14 protein-coding genes, 1 tRNA gene and 1 pseudogene are annotated in these 19525 nt (G+C 47.1%); 11 read left to right on the forward strand and 5 right to left on the reverse strand.

The features are described 5' to 3' along the window. The first annotated feature begins 165 nt into the window (after nt 1-165). Entirely contained in the window at nt 166-1149 is a 984-nt protein-coding gene (locus DW657_RS13330) for a cation diffusion facilitator family transporter (RefSeq protein ID WP_369973481.1), read from the forward strand. Between the two features lie 50 nt (nt 1150-1199). On the opposite strand, the gene DW657_RS13335 is transcribed toward DW657_RS13330, so the two are convergent. After that, complete coding sequence (locus DW657_RS13335; RefSeq protein WP_118312950.1) at nt 1200-3257, reverse strand: TonB-dependent siderophore receptor; 2058 nt, start codon at nt 3255-3257, stop codon at nt 1200-1202. Nucleotides 3258-3535: 278 nt separating this feature from the next. Between DW657_RS13335 and DW657_RS13345 the strand changes: the two genes are divergently transcribed. The 4 genes from DW657_RS13345 to aat all read left to right on the forward strand — a co-directional run bounded on the left by DW657_RS13345 (nt 3536) and on the right by aat (nt 7330). After that, the gene (locus DW657_RS13345; protein ID WP_118312954.1) at nt 3536-4042 is read left to right on the forward strand and encodes a flavin reductase; all 507 of its coding nucleotides are present in this window, start codon (nt 3536-3538) and stop codon (nt 4040-4042) included. A gap of 10 nt (nt 4043-4052) precedes the next feature. Beyond that, complete coding sequence (locus DW657_RS13350) at nt 4053-4355, forward strand: ATP-dependent Clp protease adaptor ClpS (protein WP_117663422.1); 303 nt, start codon at nt 4053-4055, stop codon at nt 4353-4355. 68 nt (nt 4356-4423) lie between these two features. Then, complete coding sequence (locus tag DW657_RS13355; RefSeq protein ID WP_369973482.1) at nt 4424-6658, forward strand: AAA family ATPase; 2235 nt, start codon at nt 4424-4426, stop codon at nt 6656-6658. 6 nt (nt 6659-6664) lie between these two features. Next, nucleotides 6665-7330, forward strand: coding sequence for a leucyl/phenylalanyl-tRNA--protein transferase (aat, locus tag DW657_RS13360; protein ID WP_118312958.1), 666 nt, complete (start codon nt 6665-6667; stop codon nt 7328-7330). Nucleotides 7331-7468: 138 nt separating this feature from the next. On the opposite strand, the gene pafA is transcribed toward aat, so the two are convergent. The 3 genes and pseudogenes from pafA to DW657_RS13375 form a co-directional block, all read right to left on the reverse strand. Next, on the reverse strand, nt 7469-9079 hold the full coding sequence (pafA, locus tag DW657_RS13365) for an alkaline phosphatase PafA (protein WP_118312974.1): 1611 nt from the start codon (nt 9077-9079) through the stop codon (nt 7469-7471). Nucleotides 9080-9160: 81 nt separating this feature from the next. Beyond that, the gene (locus DW657_RS13370) at nt 9161-11131 is read right to left on the reverse strand and encodes a heavy metal translocating P-type ATPase (RefSeq protein WP_118312960.1); all 1971 of its coding nucleotides are present in this window, start codon (nt 11129-11131) and stop codon (nt 9161-9163) included. A gap of 320 nt (nt 11132-11451) precedes the next feature. Further along, nucleotides 11452-11703, reverse strand: a pseudogene (locus DW657_RS13375) (IS1380 family transposase); the annotation flags it as partial. 151 nt (nt 11704-11854) lie between these two features. Between DW657_RS13375 and DW657_RS13380 the strand changes: the two are divergent. Then, nucleotides 11855-12259 carry a DUF3997 domain-containing protein gene (locus DW657_RS13380; RefSeq protein ID WP_118312962.1) on the forward strand — a complete coding sequence of 135 codons (405 nt, stop codon included), beginning with the start codon at nt 11855-11857 and terminating at the stop codon, nt 12257-12259. 53 nt (nt 12260-12312) lie between these two features. Then, on the forward strand, nt 12313-13272 hold the full coding sequence (locus DW657_RS13385) for a hypothetical protein (RefSeq protein WP_118312964.1): 960 nt from the start codon (nt 12313-12315) through the stop codon (nt 13270-13272). 45 nt (nt 13273-13317) lie between these two features. On the opposite strand, the gene DW657_RS13390 is transcribed toward DW657_RS13385, so the two are convergent. Next, a tRNA-Ile gene (locus tag DW657_RS13390) sits at nt 13318-13391 on the reverse strand. A gap of 175 nt (nt 13392-13566) precedes the next feature. Between DW657_RS13390 and DW657_RS13395 the strand changes: the two genes are divergently transcribed. From DW657_RS13395 to DW657_RS13410, 4 genes are all read left to right on the forward strand, one after another. Beyond that, complete coding sequence (locus tag DW657_RS13395) at nt 13567-16206, forward strand: calcium-translocating P-type ATPase, PMCA-type (RefSeq protein ID WP_118312966.1); 2640 nt, start codon at nt 13567-13569, stop codon at nt 16204-16206. Nucleotide 16207: 1 nt separating this feature from the next. Further along, on the forward strand, nt 16208-17146 hold the full coding sequence (locus DW657_RS13400) for a bifunctional riboflavin kinase/FAD synthetase (protein WP_118312968.1): 939 nt from the start codon (nt 16208-16210) through the stop codon (nt 17144-17146). 51 nt (nt 17147-17197) lie between these two features. Continuing rightward, a complete protein-coding gene (locus tag DW657_RS13405; RefSeq protein ID WP_118312970.1) occupies nt 17198-18031 on the forward strand; it encodes a CPBP family intramembrane glutamic endopeptidase in 834 nt (277 codons plus the stop codon). Nucleotides 18032-18413: 382 nt separating this feature from the next. Beyond that, nucleotides 18414-19525, forward strand: a 1112-nt coding sequence (locus DW657_RS13410) for a site-specific integrase (protein ID WP_147381943.1), incomplete at its 3' end; no start/stop codon positions are given.

Consider the following 19525-nt stretch of genomic DNA (forward strand, 5'->3'; position numbering starts at 1 on the left):
AAGTGACAACCTTTTTCAGGGAAGTACATTATACTTTTTTAATCTCTCTTTTTATCCGATTTCAGAAAAAAGATGTACTTTTGCCGCTCAATTCATGAAAGACAGAAATTTGGTTATACAAAAACATTATTGAGGAAGCAAAGGACTTCTGTAATATTTTATAGTATGGACAAGAATGAGAGAATAAATAGCGAGCAAGAGATGCCCGCAGAAACGAAAAAGAATCATTCCGCAGATGCGGATAGAGTAAAGGAAGTATATAAGGTGACGATAGCGGGAAGCATCATCAATGTGGTGCTGCTCGTACTGAAGTTTGCTGCAGGTATTCTCGGACATTCTGCAGCCATGATAGCGGATGCCATCCACTCGCTTACCGATTTTGCCACAGATGTGGTGGTACTGGTATTCGTAAAACTGGGCAATAAGCCAAAGGATAAGGACCATGATTATGGTCATGGCAAATACGAAACGCTTGCCACAGCCATCATCGGCATTTCGCTTTTTGTGGTGGGTGTGATGATCTGCTATTCGGGTGTAACCAAGACTTATCGTGCCATCTGCGGCGAGACACTCCAGCAGCCGGGCGTTGTAGCCTTGATTGCTGCCATTGTAAGTATCGTGATGAAGGAGTGGGCTTATCAGTTTACGGTAAAAGCCGGAAAGAAATATCATTCCGAGGCTGTAGTGGCGAATGCCTGGCATCATCGCAGCGATGCTTTATCGAGTATCGGAACGATGTTCGGTATTGGTGGCGCCATCATCCTGGGAGAAAAATGGGCGGTGCTCGATCCGCTTGCTGCCATCATCGTGAGTGCCTTCATCATCAAGGCTGCCTGGGGACTGGTGATGCAATCTGTGAAAGAACTGACGGATGCCAGTCTTCCGGAAACGGAGGAAGATGAAATCCTGAAGATTGCAAATGAAGAGCAGGGAGTAGGAGAGATTCATAACCTGCGTACCCGTCGCATCGGAAACAAGATTGCGGTAGAGATGCACATCCGCATGCCGGGTTCTCTCTCGCTTTATGAGGCTCATGAGCATGCTACCCATATCGAACGAAGATTGAAGCAGCACTTCGGCGCAGATACCCATGTGGGAATCCATCTCGAACCGATTAAAGTGAATGGAAAATATCAGAAACCGGAATAAACGGAAAAAGTCTTCAAGCCATTTTGGCTTGAAGACTTTTTTGTTTTATATTACCAGCCGAGATTTACGCTGGCTCCTGCCATAATCCACAAACCAGGCTGCTTAACGGCAGTGAGGTCGTAATAGCGGTGGCAAGTGATGTTGTCGGCTTTCACGAAGATATTGTATTTCTTCTCGTCCCACATCAGCTTGCAATCCACCTTGGTGTATGGATGATAGCCATTCATTCTCTGCTGCCATCTTACGCTCCACGAAGCTGAAAGCTTGTTCCAGATCTGATGATCCAAACCGAATACAGCCTTGTGCTTCAGATATTCCAATGCATAGAGTGATTTCAGGATGTTGATCTCGGTCTTATGATCTTGATAGATGTAAGCATAACCCAACTTGATGCGGGTGATGAAACTGTTTGGTACCAATTCTCTCATGTAGATAGTTGCATCTACATTGTAGCCCATGTTGTTGAGCTTTCCGATGTTCATCACGTGATACTTGCTGTCATTCTGTTCGGTCACGGAAGTCTGAACCCAGTCAATCATGTTGGTGCCGTGCGCATAGAATCCGCTAACGGTTGCGGCAAAACCGGTTTGGCGATACTGGGTTCCCACCTTGAAGGTTGAGTTCTTCTCCGGGTTTAGGGTGATGTCGCCCTGCTGCACCACATTACTTATATATAAGTCGGTGTAGGTAGGCATTCTCAGAGCCTTGTTCCAGGATGCGTAGAACTTCCAGTTGTTGTTAGGACGATAACTCATATCCACACCAGGATAGAAGCGGAAGTCGTTGTCCAAACCGGTATTCTTGTTAGCCAAGACACCAGCCGATAAGGTGAAACCGCCGAAGATGAAGTTGTGCTCCAACATGATGTTGGTATTGGTGCGCTCACCCTTTCGGGTATATTGACGGTCGGAACCCGAGATGTTCTTATAGTCTTTCTCTGCGAGTTCCTCGCCCAATGCAGTAGAGTAGATGCACTCCTTGCTGATATCGAAACCCACAGCGGTCTTACCCAAAGCCCAAGCCACGTTGGCATTCAGGCCACCACCATAAACATCTAGGTCGTGATAGTTCTCGCCAGCCTTGGCTCCAGCCATACCGCGAATCAGCTGATAGTGATCCTTGAAATTGTTATAATAGAATTGAGGCGCAATCTCCCAGGTCTTCTCCTGGTTGTGCAGACTCAGGTTGAGAGAAGCCATACCGTGGTCTGTCTTCTCATATTGGTTGTTGTATTTGGCACTGTAGAAAGTGTTGGCACCATAGCTCTGGGTAGCAATACCCAGCTGGGCGATGATGTCGAAACGCTGGTCGTAAGAGAAGGAGAGATTGCCGTAGCCCTGTCCCTTCTCGAAGTCGCTGTTCTCCGTGCCGCCATCCGAGCGTTTGTAGCCTCCGCTTACGGAATAAGCCTGAGTCCACTTGCCCGTTTCAAAAGCCGTCTGCACACGTCCCTGTGCTCCGAAACTTCCAAAGCTTCCACCTTCTACACTTGCAGATACTCCATCATTCTTAGCCTTCTTGGTCACGATATTGATGGCACCGTTGAAAGCTGAAGTTCCGAATACGCGCGATGCTGCCCCCTCGAGCACTTCGATGTGGTCGATGTCGGCAAGAGCTACAGGAAAATCAGAAGCATTGTGACCAGTCTGTGGATTGGAAATGTTGACACCATTCAAGAGAATGGTAATCTGGTCGAAGGTTCCACCATTGATGGAGATATCCGTCTGAACACCAAAGCCACCACGCTGACGGACATCCACGCCGGTAGCTAATTTCAATACATCGTTGATAGTCTGCGCTGCCGCACGATGAATATCGTCGCGGGTAATGACAGACACAATCTTAGGTGACTGCTCTACAGTCATCGGCGCACGAGATCCGGTAACGCTCACCGCATCTAGCTCGTAAGCCTTTCCGCCCTTGTAGAGGGTAGAATCAACCTTGGTTCCCTCTGTGCTTACGCCTTCTGCCTTGGCATGGCTCAGGGTAGCAACGCTGAGTGCGCCAACAAGTACCTCTCTTCCCAAAACTGCGAAGAGTGAGTAATTCTTGTTAGAGAATCGGTTGAACTTCAAGCTGTTGCGCTTGTTGAAAATTGTTTTGTACATTAAATAAAATGTTTATAAATGAATAATAAATCGAAGCCGCAAGCCTGCACGGTTTTCGGCATTCGGGGTGCAAAGGTAATGCCTTTCCTTGAAAAGACAAAGCAAAATGTGATTTATTTTTATTTTAAAAAGCATTTTCTGATAGAAACATTCGCTTTTTCAGATTATTCTTGTATCTTTGCAGGTGATATGCGGTGTTCGGTGCTGGATTGGCATAACTTTTGTTGAATGCTGCATTATTTCATTAATTAAGATATACAGAGAAAGGAAAAGATAAAATGGAGAAAATCAACGTAAAAGAACTGAATGATAATGTCTTCGAGACTATTGGTAAGGAGTGGATGCTGGTTTGCGCCGGCAACAAGGATAAGTTCAATATGATGACTGCCTCTTGGGGTTGCCTGGGATGGCTCTGGAACAAGCCGGTGGCTGTGGTATTTATCCGCCCTGAGCGTTTTACCCACGGCATCATCGAGGAGAATGAATTCATGACCCTCTCTTTCCTCGGCAACAGCGAGGAGGCTCGAAAGATCTATAACTTCTGCGGATCCAAGAGCGGACGTGATTTCGATAAAGCAAAGGAAACAGGATTAATTCCTGTGGAAACCGATAATGGTTGCATCGGCTTCGAGCAGTCACGACTCACACTGGAATGTCGCAAACTTTATAAGGACAGTATGACTGCCGAGAAGTTTCTCGATAAGGATCTTCTGCAGTGGTATGGTGCCAAGGGTGGATTCCACGATGTTTACGTAGTGGAGATTACCAATGCTTATACAAAGTAATAATTAAGATATGGCTCAAGAACAGACAGCAATTCGTGAACGCCAGAAAACCAGGCTCAAGGAGCCGGGGCGTTACGTGGTGGTGATGTTTAATGATGACTTTACACCGATGGACTTCGTGGTAGAAATCCTCGAATCCATCTTCTTCAAGTCGCAGGCTGAGGCTGAAGCAATCATGCTCAAGGTTCACCATGAGGAGAAAGCCGTGGTGGGAACCTACAGCTACGACATCGCCAAGAGCAAGGTGGAGAAAGCGATGGAGAAAGCCCGTACGCAGAAGTATCCGCTGAAGCTCACTTATATGCCAGAATAAAGAAAGGAAAATATAGAATGGATAGTATGGGATTAACCCGATATATGAGTGTCTTGATGGACGATGCCATGAAGCAGGCCCGGTTTTTCGATCATGAGTTTGTGATGCCGGAGCACATGCTTCTGTCATTGCTCCGCCAGTATGCCTTCTGCCAGGCTTTGCAGGAGGAAGGCGTGGATAGCATCAAGATGCACGAAGACTTGGTGGGATGGCTCGCCAAGCAGGAACGTGTGCCTGAAAACATCAAGTTCCTGCCAGAACCATCATCACTCTTCAAGACTATGTTTGGAACGGCGTGCGCCCTGGCTGCAGCCGCAGATAGAAAACTCGTGAATGTGCCTCATTTCGTGCAGGCGATGTTTGGCTTGCAGAACTCAGAAGCCGCTTACCTGTTGTGCAAGAACGTGGGCGACCGTCAGGGCGAATTCCTGGCGAGTGTGGATAGCTATTATCCGCTCGATAACGAACCGGGAGACGAAACGCTCCTGATGGGCGATGGATATGATGAGGACGATTATGACAACGATTATGATGAAGATGAAGAGGAGGGTAGAAGCCGACAGCCTCAGGATTGGCACCAGTTGGTTACCTGCATCTCTGATCAGGTAGAGGAGCACAATCCGCTCATCGGCAGAGAGCAGGAGCTGGATAGAACCATCCAGGTGCTCTGCCGTGCCGAGAAGAACAATCCGCTTCACATCGGCGAACCGGGCGTAGGTAAAACAGCCCTGGTTTATGGTCTTGCCAAGCTCATCAACGAGAATCAGGTACCCGAGCGCCTCAAGGGCGCACGCATCTATGGCATGGACATGGGACAGATGCTTGCCGGTGCCCAGTATCGTGGCGATTTCGAAAAGCGTATCAAGATGGTGATGGAAGGAGCCGTGAAGGAAGGCAACACCATCATCTACATTGATGAGATTCATAATATGATAGGTGCCGGTCGTGGCTCTGATGGCGGACCGGATGCTTCCAATATGCTGAAGCAATATTTGGAGGCTGGCGACATCCGATTCATTGGTTCCACCACCTACGAGGAGTTCAACCGCTACATGGCTCAGAGCAAGGGCATCGTGCGCCGATTCCAGCAGATAGATATCAAGGAACCTACCGAGGAGGAGGCAATCAAAATCCTGGAGGGCTTGCAGTATAAATACAATAAGTTCCACAACGTAACTTATCGCAAGGACGCCCTGGAGTATGCCGTTCGTGCCAGTGCCAAATACATCAGCAACCGCTGTCTGCCAGACAAGGCCATTGACCTGATGGATGAGGCGGGTGCTTATCTGGAGGTGCATCCTGTGGAATATCGCCAGCGTTCTTATGTTACCAAGGCGATTATCCAGCAGATTCTGATTAAGGTCTGCAAGATTGATGCGGCTGCGATGAAAGATGAGAATAACGATGCTTTGGCTACGCTCCGCCAGCGCATACTCGACAAGATCTACGGTCAGGACAAGGCTGTGGATAAGGTGGTTGAGGCTGTGATGATGGCGAAGGCAGGACTGGTGGATGATGACAAGCCGATGGCGTCACTGCTCTTCGTGGGGCCTACGGGCGTGGGTAAAACCGAGGTGGTCCGTGTGCTGGCTAAGGAACTCGGCATCGAACTGGTGCGTTTCGATATGAGTGAATACACCGAGAAGCATACCGTGGCTAAACTCATCGGTTCGCCAGCCGGATACGTAGGATATGAAGATGGCGGACTTCTGACCGATGCCATCCGCAAGACACCAAACTGCGTGCTCCTGCTCGATGAGATTGAGAAGGCGCATAGCGACATCTACAACATCCTGCTCCAGGTGATGGACTATGCCCGATTGACCGATAACAAGGGTCAGAAGGCAGACTTCCGCAACGTAATCCTCGTGATGACTTCCAATGCCGGAGCGCAGTATGCATCCCAGGCAAGTGTAGGTTTCGGCGGTAATGTAACCCGTGGCGAGGCGATGCTGGCACAGGTGAAGAAGACCTTCAAGCCAGAGTTCATCAACCGACTTTCCGACACTGTGGTGTTCAACGATATGGATAAGCACATGGCAGAACTGATTCTTGCCAAGAAGCTTCGTCAGCTCGATGCAAAGTTGGCAGCAAAGGGAGTTTCTATTACGCTTACCGATGCGGCAAGAGAGAAGATTCTGGAGTGGGGCTTTACCAAGGAATATGGTGCCCGCGAGATGGATCGTGTCATCGGCAACCGCCTGAAGCCAATCCTGATGAAGGCTCTGCTCTTCGGCAAGCTCAAGAAGGCTGGCAAGGGCTGCGTAGATTTCGATGGTAAGGAATTGGTGATTAATTGTTAGAAAGCGATGATATTACAGATAGATGAAAATGCGGAAGAGATTTATTTTCCCGATCCGCATTATGGTGATGAAGACGGTTGCTTTGCAATAGGTGGCGACTTGAGTATCGACCGCCTGCTGCTGGCTTACAGCAACGGTATCTTTCCCTGGTATAGCTTTCGCGACCAGCCGGAGATACTCTGGTTCTGTCCGATGAAGCGCTTCGTCATCTTCCCGGACGAAATCCACATCAGTCATTCCATGCGTACCTTGCTGAGGAAGAACCGATACAGCGTGGGAATCAACGAAGATTTTGATGCTGTGATTCGAGCCTGCAGCAAGACCAATGGCCGATACGAGGAAGATGGTGCCTGGTTGGGTGAAAATATCATCCAGGCATTCACCGCCCTTCATGAGCAGGGCTTTTCGGCAAGCGTGGAGGTATGGGATAATGAGACCGGTGAACTGGTGGGCGGACTTTATGGCGTTACCATCGGTAAGGTTTTCATTGGCGAGAGCATGTTCTCCAGGGTTCCGTCGGGTTCAAAGATAGCCCTCATCTTCCTGGCTAATTATCTGCAGGAGCATGGAGGCAAGATGATAGATTGCCAGTTGGAAACCCCGCATCTCAAGTCGATGGGTGGCAGATATATTTCCTACGAGGAATATATGGAAATCATGAATGATGATTAGGGAAATCATGCATGGAAGAATACAATCATGCATGGAAGAATACAATCTGCATGAAGAATAAAAGAGTTTCTTTTTTGTGGAGAAAATAAATAATAAAGGCTAGGTTCCCGATTCAGAGAAACCTAGCCTTTGTTTTGTTTAGAATATCGGTGTGCCTATGCAGCCGTTAGGTGCCTGAATATGCAGCATCGCACAAACGGTAGCGGCAATATCCGTCATATAGTGAGGCTGGGCGCTCTCGCCGTGCTGGATGCCCCAACCCATAAACAGGCAAGGAATATGGATATCGTATGGATTCCATGCTCCGTGGGTAGTTCCCTTGCTGCTGTAATATTCGTAGTGACCTGGTTTCAGTACAATCTGAACACCTCCGCTGCGCTCACGGTTGTAACCGTTGATGGCACGGAACTTCAGCTCTTCAGGGATGCTCTCGATAGAGGTCTTCTCCATGTCGAAGGCATAGTGCACGTCCTTGTCTTTCTTCAATCTATCTACCACAGTCTGCTTGATGGCTGCGTAATCCAAACCGAGTTCCTCGATGGTATTGGTATTGAAGAATACCTGATAGTTCATGATGGTCTTCACGAGATCCTTGTCGGTATTGAACTTAGCTTTCAGAATCTGATTCAGCTCTTCTACCAATCCCTTTTTGTTCCAGATGCCGGCAGGGATTCGCTGATCCTGCAGGAAGGTAGCGTTGTTTACGCCTCCATGGTCGGCGGTGAGGAAGGTGAGATAATTTCCCTTGCCCACGGTCTGGTCGAGATATGCGAAGAAATCCGCCAACGCCTTATCTAATCTAAGATAGCAATCCTCTGTTTCGATAGCGTTTACGCCCACCTGATGACCGATGTAATCGGTGCTTGAGCAGCTGATGGTCAGCAAATCAGTATCTGTGTTTCTACCCAGATTCTCGCCTGCGATGGCTGCCTTGGCAATATCGAAGGTCAGGTTGCAGCCGAATGGAGTGTTGCGGAGAATCTTGTAACCATGCTTTTTATATAAGGTAGGCAGATCGAGTGGCAATACTGCCTTCTCGCCCTCAGCGATGCCGTTCTCATAGTTGTTGTCATCGCTGGTGCTCTCCTTGTAGGAATCGATAGAGTAGAGCGCCTCCCATTTCTTGGAAAGATACTTGTTTGGGAGTTTCTGCTTGTTGAACTTGTTCACCCACTCTGGCAACTTATCCATATAGAAAGTACTGGTGATGAACTTGCCCGACTTGTCATCAAACCAGAAAGCGCCATTGGCGTGATGGCCCGCAGGGAGGATGGATGCTCTGTCTTTCAAGGCTACACCAATCACCTTAGAGCGGTTGTTGGTAGCCAGACGGAGTTCATCGCCGATGGTGGTTACCCACAGATTGCGAGGCGACATCTTGCCAGCCTTGCTGTCTGAACCTACCGGGTTGACGGTATCGTCGGCAGTACAATACACTACTTTTCCATCCTTCACGAAGTTATTGCCAGCTATTCCGTGGATAGAAGGCACGGAACCGGTCCAGATAGAAGAGTGGCCGATGGCTGTAACCGAAGGGATGTAAGGAATCTTGCAGTTTTCTACGCTGAATCCTTCTCCAAGCATTCGTTTGAATCCGCCTTCGCCGTAGCGGGCGTAGTAGCGATAGAGATAATCCCATCGCATCTGGTCGATAACGATGCCTACAACGAGCTTAGGGCGTTGAGGCTGAGCCTGTGCAATGCCGCAGAAGCAGCAGAGCACGAAGATGAGTTTGATAATCTTATTCATAGTCAAAATGTCTTTTTTATACATAACCATTCAGTATTGTATATTGCAATTCGGTTGCAAAGATACAACTTATTTTGGTATTTAACGATAAAAAAGACGATTTTTACCCAAACTTCTCATGGCGTTCAATACAGCCAGTACCGTAACACCTACATCGGCAAAGACAGCCATCCACATGGTGCCGAGACCAATGGTGGCGAGAATCAGTACGGCAACCTTTACTCCGATGGCAAATATCACGTTCTCGTGAGCGATATGAATGGTTCTCCTGGCTATCTTCACGGCAAGGGCAATCTTTCTAGGGTCATCATCCATCAGTACTACATCGGCAGCTTCGATGGCTGCATCGCTACCCAGTCCACCCATGGCAATGCCCACATCGGCACGCTTCAATACAGGGGCATCGTTAATGCCGTCGCCTACATAAGCGAGCGTCTTGCCTGCCGGTTTTGTCTTCAGCAGTTGCTCTACATGCGAAACCTTGTCGGTTGGCAGCAGTTCTGCGCGGCACTCGTCCAGTCCCAGTTTGTGGGCAACATCTTCTCCCACTTCTCTGCGGTCGCCCGTCAGCATTACCGTTTTCTCTACTCCCAGTTCTTTCAGCTCTCTGATAGCGTGGGCACTTCCTTCCTTAAGGGTGTCGTTGATCACAATATGTCCTGCGTACTTGCCATCAATGGCGACGTGGATGATGGTTCCCACCTGGTTGCAGTCGTGCCATTTTGCGCCGATGTTTTCCATCATCTTCTTGTTGCCCACGCAAACCACCTTGCCGTTCACCTTGGCACGGATACCCTGTCCTGCAATTTCCTCTACATCGGTCACCTCGCAGCCATCTGTTGCTTCTTGCGGGAAGGCAGTACGCAGGGCTGCTCCGATAGGGTGGGTAGTGAAATGTTCAGCATGAGCTGCCAGATGAAGCAGGATTTTCTCCTTGTCAGAATATTCGCCAATATGTACATTATCTGCATCATGGGATGAATGGTCTGGGCAGGAAGCATCTGCATGAACAGCTGCTACGGCAAACTCTCCGTGGGTCAAGGTACCCGTCTTGTCGAACACTACGGTTCCCACCTTGGCTAAAGCATCCATATAGTTGCTGCCCTTGATGAGAATACCGTTCCGGGATGCTCCGCCGATGCCGCCAAAGAAGGTGAGGGGCACGCTGATGACCAGGGCGCAAGGACAGGAAACTACCAGGAATATCAGGGCGCGGTTGAGCCATAATGGGAATTTCTCGCCAAAGGTTCCTTCACCTACGATTCCTGTTGCTGCCAGGAATGGAGGAATAAAAGCCAGGGCAATGGCTGCGAAAACAACGATAGGAGTATAGACTCGGGCGAAACGGGTGATGAAAGCCTCGCTCTTCGACTTGTTCTTGTCTGCACTCTCTACCAGAGAAATAATCTTGGATACGGTACTTTCGCCAAAACTCTTGGTAGTGCGTACACGAACTACTCCTGAAAGGTTGATGCAACCGGACATGATAGTATCGCCTTCATTCAAATCCCGTGGCATACTCTCACCTGTCAGGGCAATGGTATTCAAGGCTGAGCTTCCCTCAACAACAATACCATCCAGAGGCACTTTCTCTCCCGGACGGATTACGATAGTTTCTCCTATCTTGACGTCTTCCGGCGAAACTGACTCTACTTTTCCGTTTCTTTCAACATTTGCTACATCCGGTCGGATATTCATCAGATGCGAAATACTGTCGCGGCTCTTTCCTTCCGCATATCCTTCGAAGAGTTCGCCCACCTGAAAGAAGAGCATCACAAAGACTGCCTCCGGGAATTCTGTATCTGATCCTGGGAAGAATCCGATGCAAAGTGCTCCGATGGTTGCAATAGCCATCAGAAAGTTTTCGTTAAACATATCGCCCTTGGCAATACCTTCTGCAGCTTCGCCCAGCGTCTCGTGTCCTATTAATAAATAAGGAATGAGATAGACGAGGAGCAACTGCCAGGTAGCCAGACTGTATTCCTTTTCGATGAAAACAGCGATAATTAGGAGGATGATGGTTGCTCCAATCAGAAAGAGTTTGGATTTCAAACCGCCTTCTTCATGATGATGGTGGCAACCGCACCCCTGGTGCTCATGTTCTTCTGTGGAGCATGAGCAATCATAATTGTGCTCATGATGATGTTCGTGAGAATTTTCACAATGGCATTCATGATGATGTTCGTGAGAAAGTTTCATTTCTTCCATAATTTTGCAATACTTTTAGTTCTATATACCTCGGAACATTCAGTTCCTTTTTCTATTTCGGTTGCAAAATTACGAAAAGGTTTCTGCAACTTGGTTGCAAAAGTCCCAGTTGCCCTCTTTTTCTTGCCGGATTCTCTTACTCAGTCGTTTGGCTTCTTGGGCAAAGTAAGAAGAAACTGATGGAGTGACAAATGTTTCATAAGGTGTGTTGTAACATCCTCAATACATGAGCCGCCACAAAGATATACAAACATTAGAGAACGTAGAATCTCGCTATATTAATAGCCATACAATGTACATCTCAATCCCAAGGTGAAATCTATTGTTTGATCCAAAAGAGCATTAAATAACTCCATAAACGAAAGAATTCCTCCAAAAGGAGCAAGTTTCTTAGATTTTATTTGTATTTTTGCCATGTCATTCAGAGTTTTATTTGTTTTTATATACAACACTAAGATAAGTGAAATTTCTGACATGGTAAAATCCAAAGCAACTATGTGTTGCTCTTATAAAATTAATATTAAATTATGGTGTTACGGAAATTAGGAATAAGAAAAATTTTTTAAGATGAAACATTGTGTGATATTTATACTAATAGGGCTATTGGTAACAAGTTGCATTCATGGTGATTACTGGGATTTAGGCAATGGTTACTCTTATTGTGAAAGAAGTATTTGTAAGCAAGATGAAAAGGGAGTTGATACGTTGGTACTATTTCCAGAAATCATAGATTATGCTTATAATGAACGGTATATCGTGGCATATCAAAAATTTGATCCTGCTTCACTTGATAATGATACTGTTTGGTTCGGAAAGGAAATTAAATATTATCAGCAAATGAAACTGCAAGGAAGAACGTTTTGGATTATAGACAAAGTTAAGGATACGATTTATGGTCCATTGGATAAAAGTAGATATGGCTGTATTGTAGATTCTTTAAGAATTCAGCTAGCTTTACATAAGAAGAAATGATACGGTGAAGAGCTGTGGAACATTTTCATATTAAAAGAAGATAATACAGTAAGATGGATAGATTGATAGAATTCATAAAAAGCAATTCCTTCTCTGCAGCAGAAAAGCTGTTGAGAAAGAAATTAGAAGAGTCACCAAATAACTGCTATTTGTTGACTCAACTTGCAAATGTCCTATGGAACAGATGCAAAGATAAGGAAGCTTTGTCTTATGCCGATAAAGCAAAAGAGGTATGCCCTGTCATGCCTCTCTTGAATTATACTCGTGGCAGAATCCTTTGGTCGTTAGAAAAATATGAACAATCCATAGAAGAGTGGGATGTTGTTTTAAATATGACTATTGAGGAGGTTGCGGAAAATGGCTATGGTGTCAGATGGGTAAAGTCTGTCATTAATGATTCCAGATATTATAAGGCAGATTGTCTCTATCATCTTTTTAAAGATAAGGAGGCCTTGGCTCTCATGGAAGAGCATTTGTCACACCGAGGAAAAGGTATTGAAAGCGATTTCTCCAAAAAGGAAGCTGTTCTTTTCTATAAAGTATTAAAGTATAGTCATCCAAGGACTGTTGCAAAAGCCTCAGATATAGGATATGCTTCTGAATCTCAGCGGAATCGAATTTTGAAAAAGATTGATGCTTTGGAAGAGAGTAACAATAAGGAGAAACTAGTGCGTTATCTTCGTGTCATTTGCAAGCGTTATTCCAAAGAGTATTATTTGAAGACGATTCTTTCCGAGGCCTATAAGACTATTGGGGATAAGGCAGGTTGCTTAACTTATGCAAAAGCAGCTTTTGAGCAAGAACCCAATGACCCTCTTGTTAAGTATGACTATGCTGTTGCGTTGATGTTTAACGGCTTATCTGAAGATGCTCTTTTGCAGTTTGAAGAATTAGTTGCGTTAGGGTTAGATTATATCGCATTCTCTGAACATGGTGAAGGAGTAAGATGGGCAAAGAAACTTTTGCGGAATACGCAAAAACAAATAGACCAAATTCAAGCAAACTTGCAATGAAAAAAGCAGTTAAGCTATTTCTGCTTAACTGCTTGATATTCAAAGTGGACCAGCTAGGGCTTGAACCTAGGACCTCCAGATTATGAGTCTGTTGCTCTAACCAACTGAGCTACAAGTCCATTGAATTTTTATCAAATTCGAGTGCAAAGATACTAGATTTTAGGCAAATAACCAAATAAAATCTTAAAAATTTTCCTTGAATCAGAAAAATAGCGTATCTTTGCACCAAATTATGTGCGCACACGTGCGTATGTACTTATTAATCGTACAAAAGAAAAGTATTTCTATTCAGAAATGGACATAGACAAAAACAAAAGAATCGGTCTTACCGACGAACAAGTAAAACAGAGTAGGGAACAGCATGGCAAAAACGTGCTCACCCCTCCTCAACGTACCTCATTATGGAAACTGTATTTGGATAAGTATCGCGATCCGATTATCCAGATACTCCTTGTGGCGGCTTTCGTTTCCCTTATCCTCGCTTTCATCGAAAAGAATTTCATGGAGACCATCGGTATCTTCGTGGCTGTTTTCCTTGCTACCACCGTGGGCTTCTACTTTGAGCGCGATGCGGCTAAGAAGTTTAATCTGCTTACGGCACTCAGCGAAGAGCAGCCGGTAAAGGTGCGCCGCAATGGTAAGGTGATGGAGATTCCACGCCACGATGTGGTGGTGGGAGATGTGGTACTCGTGGAAGTGGGCGACGAGGTGCCTGCCGATGGCGAACTCATTGTCTGCAATGACCTGCAGATGAATGAATCTACCCTTACGGGCGAGCCCGTTACTGAGAAATCTCTGGAAGGCGGTGGCGATGGAGCCTATCCTCTCAACGTCATCCTCCGTTCTACCATGGTGATGAATGGCAGGGGCGAGTTCGTGGTTACTGCCGTGGGCGATGCTACCGAGATTGGTAAGGTGGCGAAGAAATCTACCGAACAGACTTCGGTAGAGACACCGCTTCACATGCAGCTCGATAAGTTGGCTAAGATGATTTCCAAGGTAGGCTCTGTAGTATCTGTGGCAGCCTTCTTCATCTTCCTGATTCACGATATCCTCACCAACCCGGCATGGGGCGGCAAGGATTATTTCTATATGGCAGAAATCGTGCTGAAATACTTCATGATGGCTGTTACCCTGATTGTGATGGCGGTGCCGGAGGGATTGCCGATGGCGATTACCCTTTCCTTGGCACTCAACATGCGAAGAATGCTGAAGTCGAACAATCTGGTGCGCAAGCTCCATGCCTGCGAAACCATGGGTGCCGTCACCGTGATCTGTACCGATAAAACCGGTACGCTTACCCAGAACAAGATGCAGGTGAGCGCCCTGGAACTCAAGCAGGGCGATGAGGCACTGCTCGATACTGCCATCGCCCTCAACTCTACAGCCGAGTTGAATGACGGCAAACCTATCGGAAATCCTACCGAGTCGGCTCTCCTGCTCTGGCTCGATGCCCAGGGCAAGGATTATGAAGAACTCCGCAAGCGGGTGAATGTTCTCAAGCAGTTGCCTTTCTCTACCGAGAGAAAGATGATGGCAACCTTGGCAGAAGTTGATGGCGAAACCTATCTCTTTGTAAAGGGTGCGCCTGAAATCGTGATGAAGAAATGCATCATCGAAGATAGAATGCTGAAACAGACGGCCGAAGAACTCGACGAGTGGCAGCATAAGGCAATGAGAACCCTGGCGTTCGCCTATAAGAAGATAGAAACTTCTATCATGAGAACATCGAGAACCTCTACTGCCGAAGTGGTAGCACTTCTCGATGCCAATGACCTTCAGTTGCAGGCCATTGCAGCCATTGCCGATCCTATCCGTCCGGATGTTCCTGCTGCCGTGCAGGAGTGCCGCCATGCGGGTATCGAGGTGAAGGTGGTTACGGGTGATACGGCTGCCACCGCCTTGGAGATAGGCAAGCAGATAGGTGTCTTCGAAGATGAACCTGAGAATATCGGAGCTGATGGCTCTCTGACTTCGCTCGACCAGCAGATGATTACGGGCGAACAGTGGGAGGCACTTTCTGATGAAGAGGCTTACGAACGGGCGAAGGATATCCGAGTGATGAGCCGTGCCCGTCCTACCGATAAGCAGCGACTGGTGGCGATGCTTCAGAAGCGTGGCGAGGTGGTTGCCGTAACAGGTGATGGTACCAACGATGCTCCGGCACTTCACTATGCCCATGTGGGCTTGTCGCTGGGTTCGGGAACTTCCGTGGCTAAGGAGGCTTCGGATATGACTCTGCTCGATGATTCCTTCAAGTCTATCGCCAACGCCGTGATGTGGGGACGTTCGCTCTATCGCAACCTGCAGCGTTTCCTCTTCTTCCAGTTGGTAGTAAATGTGGCAGCCCTCCTGCTGGTGCTTGGCGGCTCTGTCATCGGAACCGAGATGCCTTTGACGGTTACCCAGATTCTCTGGGTGAACCTCATTATGGATACCTTTGCAGCCCTGGCACTTGCCTCATTGCCTCCATCTCACGAGGTGATGAAGGATAAACCACGCAAGGCATCCGATTTCATCATCAACAAGAGCATCGGTTTCGGCATTCTGTTCTGCGGTATCGTCTTCTTCCTCGTTATGTTTGCCCTGCTGGTTTACTGCGAGCGCAGAGGCAAGGGCGGAGTAGATGTGCATGAGCTGACCATGTTCTTCACCACTTTCGTGATGATCCAGTTCTGGAACCTCTTCAATGCCAAGGCGCTGATGAGTCATCACACCGCCTTCCGCCATTTCCTGAAGGATAAGGGAATGATTCTGGTGCTTGTACTGGTATTGGTGGGTCAGTGGATCATCGTAACCTTTGGTGGCGAAATGTTCCGCACCACACCATTGTCGCTCCACGAGTGGCTGCTCATCATCGGTTCAACCTCCGTTGTGCTCTGGGTGGGCGAGTTGTGGAGAGCTTTTAAGAGAATGATAGCAAAGAGAAGATAGAATGAATACAATATATTACAATGATACCGTTCAGTTGCAGCCTTGTGTGGCAACCATCGGTTTCTTCGACGGGGTGCATCGTGGACATCAGTTCCTGATTCATCATCTCGTAGAGACGGCTCGAAAGGATGGCTTGCAATCCACCGTCATCACCTTCGATGCGCATCCCCGCAAGGTATTGCAGGCGGATTATCAGCCAGAGATGCTGAGTACGCTCGATTCCAAGCTGCTGCTTCTTTCGAAGACTGAAGTGGATAATGCCGTGGTGCTGCATTTCGACAAGACGATGGCTGCGATGTCGGCAAGAGAGTTTATGCAGCAGGTGCTCCACGACCATCTCAACGTAAGGAAACTCTTCATCGGCTACGACCATCGCTTTGGTCACAATCGTGCAGAGACTTTTGAGGATTATGTGCGCTACGGCAGTGAGATGGGCATTGAGGTAATCAGAAATGAGGCCTTCCAGATAGATGGCATCAATATCTCTTCTTCCGTGATCCGCTCTTTCCTGAAAGAGGGAGAAGTGGAGATGGCAGCCCAGTGCCTCGGTTTCCCTTATACCATCATTGGAAAGGTGGTGAACGGATTCCATGAAGGCAGAAAGCTCGGCTTCCCTACAGCCAATCTCGATATCTCTCACTTCGGACAGATGATTCCTGCCCCTGGTGTCTATGCCGTAAAGGTAAGACTGGAGAATACGGTGGTATGGAAGCGGGGAATGATGAATGTGGGCAATCGTCCTACTTTCAATGGTAAGCAGATAACGCTGGAGACGCATATCTTCAATTTCGATGGTGACATCTACGACCAGCTCCTGCTGGTAGGCTTCGTGAAGCGAATAAGGGGCGAACAGAAGTTTGACGGTCCCGAGGAGTTAGCGGCGCAACTGAAGGTGGATGAGCAGACCGTGCTGGATCTCTTCGAAAAGGAAGCGAAATGATAGCAAGAATGCTATTAACTATAAAACAGTTAATTATAAACTATAAAAGCAATGGCAAAGATTAATTTAAAGAGAGGTTTGACGGATGTGGTCCTCTACCTTATTATATTTATAGTAGTACAGATTATCATGATGTATGCCGGTGCAGGAATCTGGGCAGGCATCAAGGGCGAAGGTTATCAGGCAACGCTTCAGTCAGCAAGTACGGGCGGCAACGCCATTCTTACGGCTCTTGTTCAAGTGTTCAGCAGTGTCATCACCCTCATCATCTTCCTGAAGACGAAGTGGACGCCGCTTACCCGCAGTTATCTGCTTTCCAAGCCTTGGGGCACGCTTCTCTGGGTGGCATTGTTCTCCCTGGGAACCATCATCCCCCTGTCGTTCCTCTATGAGCAGCTGGGCATCGAGATGGATGAGAATACCCAGCAGATATTCACCTCGCTGATGAAGGAGCCTTGGGGCTATGTAGCAATCGGCATCCTGGCGCCTCTTGCCGAAGAGGTAGTATTCCGTGGAGCCATCCTCCGCACCCTGCTGGGCATCATGAGCAAGAAGAACCATTGGGTAGCCATCATGATTTCTGCTGCCATCTTCGGAGTGGTTCATGCCAACCTGGCACAGTTTATCAATGCCCTCCTGATGGGCTTGCTCCTGGGTTGGATGTATTATCGCACCGGCAGTCTTGTTCCGGGCATCCTGCTCCACTGGGTGAACAATACGATGGCGTATGTTCTTGCCAACATCATGCCGCAGAGCGATGGCAAGCTCATCGACCTCTTCCATGGCGATGAGAAGACCGTATATTACGCCGTAGGCTTCTCTCTCTGCATCATGATTCCAAGTTTTATACAGATGATAATCAGATTAAAGAAAGCAAAGGCTTGATGAATATTCAGAAAGCAAAAGTTTTGAACCTGGAAAGTACATATAAAAAGTGTTTGAGAGAAGAATGAGGAAAGTTTACTGGTTATCAGTTACTTTCCTCATTTTGGTTAAAAGTGGCGAGGACAGACGAAGACGGGAATACGACAAGATGAGACAGAGGAACGTTACCTATCCGTAACCTATACCCCAAATGAGGAATGTTAAGGTTCGGAAGAATGAGGAAGGTTACGAATTGAATTTGAATACTCTGATTTATAGTGAGTTACTGATGAGTAACGTAAGATTTTTGGTTACGAACCAAATTTGCCGTGTTCTGCCGTGAAATGCGTAGCAAGAAAAGACTCTTCATGTATTAATTTTGAACGCAAAAAAGAATGACGTTATGAAGAGTACATTTTCAATTATCTTCTACCTCAAAAGACAGGTAGTAAAGAAAGATGGTACTGTTCCAGTTATGGGACGTATCACAGTGGACGGAACACAGGCGCAGTTCAGTTGCAAGACAACTGCCAATTCTGATTTGTGGGACACCAAGGGCGGACGCATGATAGGTAAGAGTATGCAGGCTTTGGAGGTGAACCGTAAATTGGACAAGATGCGTGTGAGTATCAGCAAGCATTATCAGGAGATTATGGACAGGGACAACTTCGTCACTGCCGACAAGGTGAAGAACGCCTTTCTTGGCTTGGAGTATCGTTGCCATACACTGATGAAAGTCTATTCCCAAAGCCGTGATGAAATGGAAAAGCAATATAAGGCTGGCATGAAATCTTTGAGTACATACACGAAGTATAGAATCGGGTGTGCCTATGTGGGCGAGTTCTTGCAGGCGCATTACCATGTGAAGGATATTGCTCTGAAAGAGTTATCGCTGCCTTTTATCACAGACTACGAGACTTTTCTCAGAACCGACAAGCACTTGAAGATAAACTCTGCGATGGTGTTTGTCCGCAATCTCCGTGCAATGGTATTCCGTGCCATAGATAATGAATGGCTCGTAAAAGACCCATTCAGACGATATGAGTACAAGGAAGAAGAGACCACAAGAGAGTTTCTGAGCAAAGAAGAGATTCATCTGTTGATGGAGACACCTATCACAAGAAAGAAGATGAGCATGGTGCGTGACTTGTTCCTGTTCTGTTGTTTTACAGGTCTCGCTTTCATTGATCTGTACAACTTGAAGGAAGAGAACATCAAGGAATTTTTCGATGAAGGTGAATGGATTGTTATCCATCGACAGAAGACAGGAACGGAAGCCAACATCAAGTTGCTTGATTATCCCAAGCAGATTATGGAAAAATACCGTGGATTGTGTGAAGACGGCAGGGTGTTTCCAGTACCCAACTACCAAAGTTGTATGGATTCGCTCAAAAGACTGGGCAAAAAATGTGGTATCACCAAGCCGCTGTCCTGGCATGTAAGCCGTCATTCGTTCGCAACCTCGGTTTGCCTCTCCAACGGAGTTCCAATAGAAACCGTGAGTTCAATGCTTGG

It is taken from the genome of Prevotella sp. AM23-5, from assembly GCF_003473645.1.
GTDB lineage: Bacteria > Bacteroidota > Bacteroidia > Bacteroidales > Bacteroidaceae > Prevotella > Prevotella copri_A.

Excerpts from the sequence above, each read along its gene's own strand:
- DW657_RS13330 (WP_369973481.1), top strand. The coding sequence starts at position 166 with ATGGACAAGAATGAGAGAATAAATAGCGAGCAAGAGATGCCCGCAGAA.
- DW657_RS13335 (WP_118312950.1), bottom strand. The coding sequence starts at position 3,257 with ATGTACAAAACAATTTTCAACAAGCGCAACAGCTTGAAGTTCAACCGA.
- DW657_RS13345 (WP_118312954.1), top strand. The coding sequence starts at position 3,536 with ATGGAGAAAATCAACGTAAAAGAACTGAATGATAATGTCTTCGAGACT.
- DW657_RS13350 (WP_117663422.1), top strand. The coding sequence starts at position 4,053 with ATGGCTCAAGAACAGACAGCAATTCGTGAACGCCAGAAAACCAGGCTC.
- DW657_RS13355 (WP_369973482.1), top strand. The coding sequence starts at position 4,424 with ATGAAGCAGGCCCGGTTTTTCGATCATGAGTTTGTGATGCCGGAGCAC.
- aat (WP_118312958.1), top strand. The coding sequence starts at position 6,665 with ATGATATTACAGATAGATGAAAATGCGGAAGAGATTTATTTTCCCGAT.
- pafA (WP_118312974.1), bottom strand. The coding sequence starts at position 9,079 with ATGAATAAGATTATCAAACTCATCTTCGTGCTCTGCTGCTTCTGCGGC.
- DW657_RS13380 (WP_118312962.1), top strand. The coding sequence starts at position 11,855 with ATGAAACATTGTGTGATATTTATACTAATAGGGCTATTGGTAACAAGT.
- DW657_RS13385 (WP_118312964.1), top strand. The coding sequence starts at position 12,313 with ATGGATAGATTGATAGAATTCATAAAAAGCAATTCCTTCTCTGCAGCA.
- DW657_RS13395 (WP_118312966.1), top strand. The coding sequence starts at position 13,567 with ATGGACATAGACAAAAACAAAAGAATCGGTCTTACCGACGAACAAGTA.
- DW657_RS13400 (WP_118312968.1), top strand. The coding sequence starts at position 16,208 with ATGAATACAATATATTACAATGATACCGTTCAGTTGCAGCCTTGTGTG.
- DW657_RS13405 (WP_118312970.1), top strand. The coding sequence starts at position 17,198 with ATGGCAAAGATTAATTTAAAGAGAGGTTTGACGGATGTGGTCCTCTAC.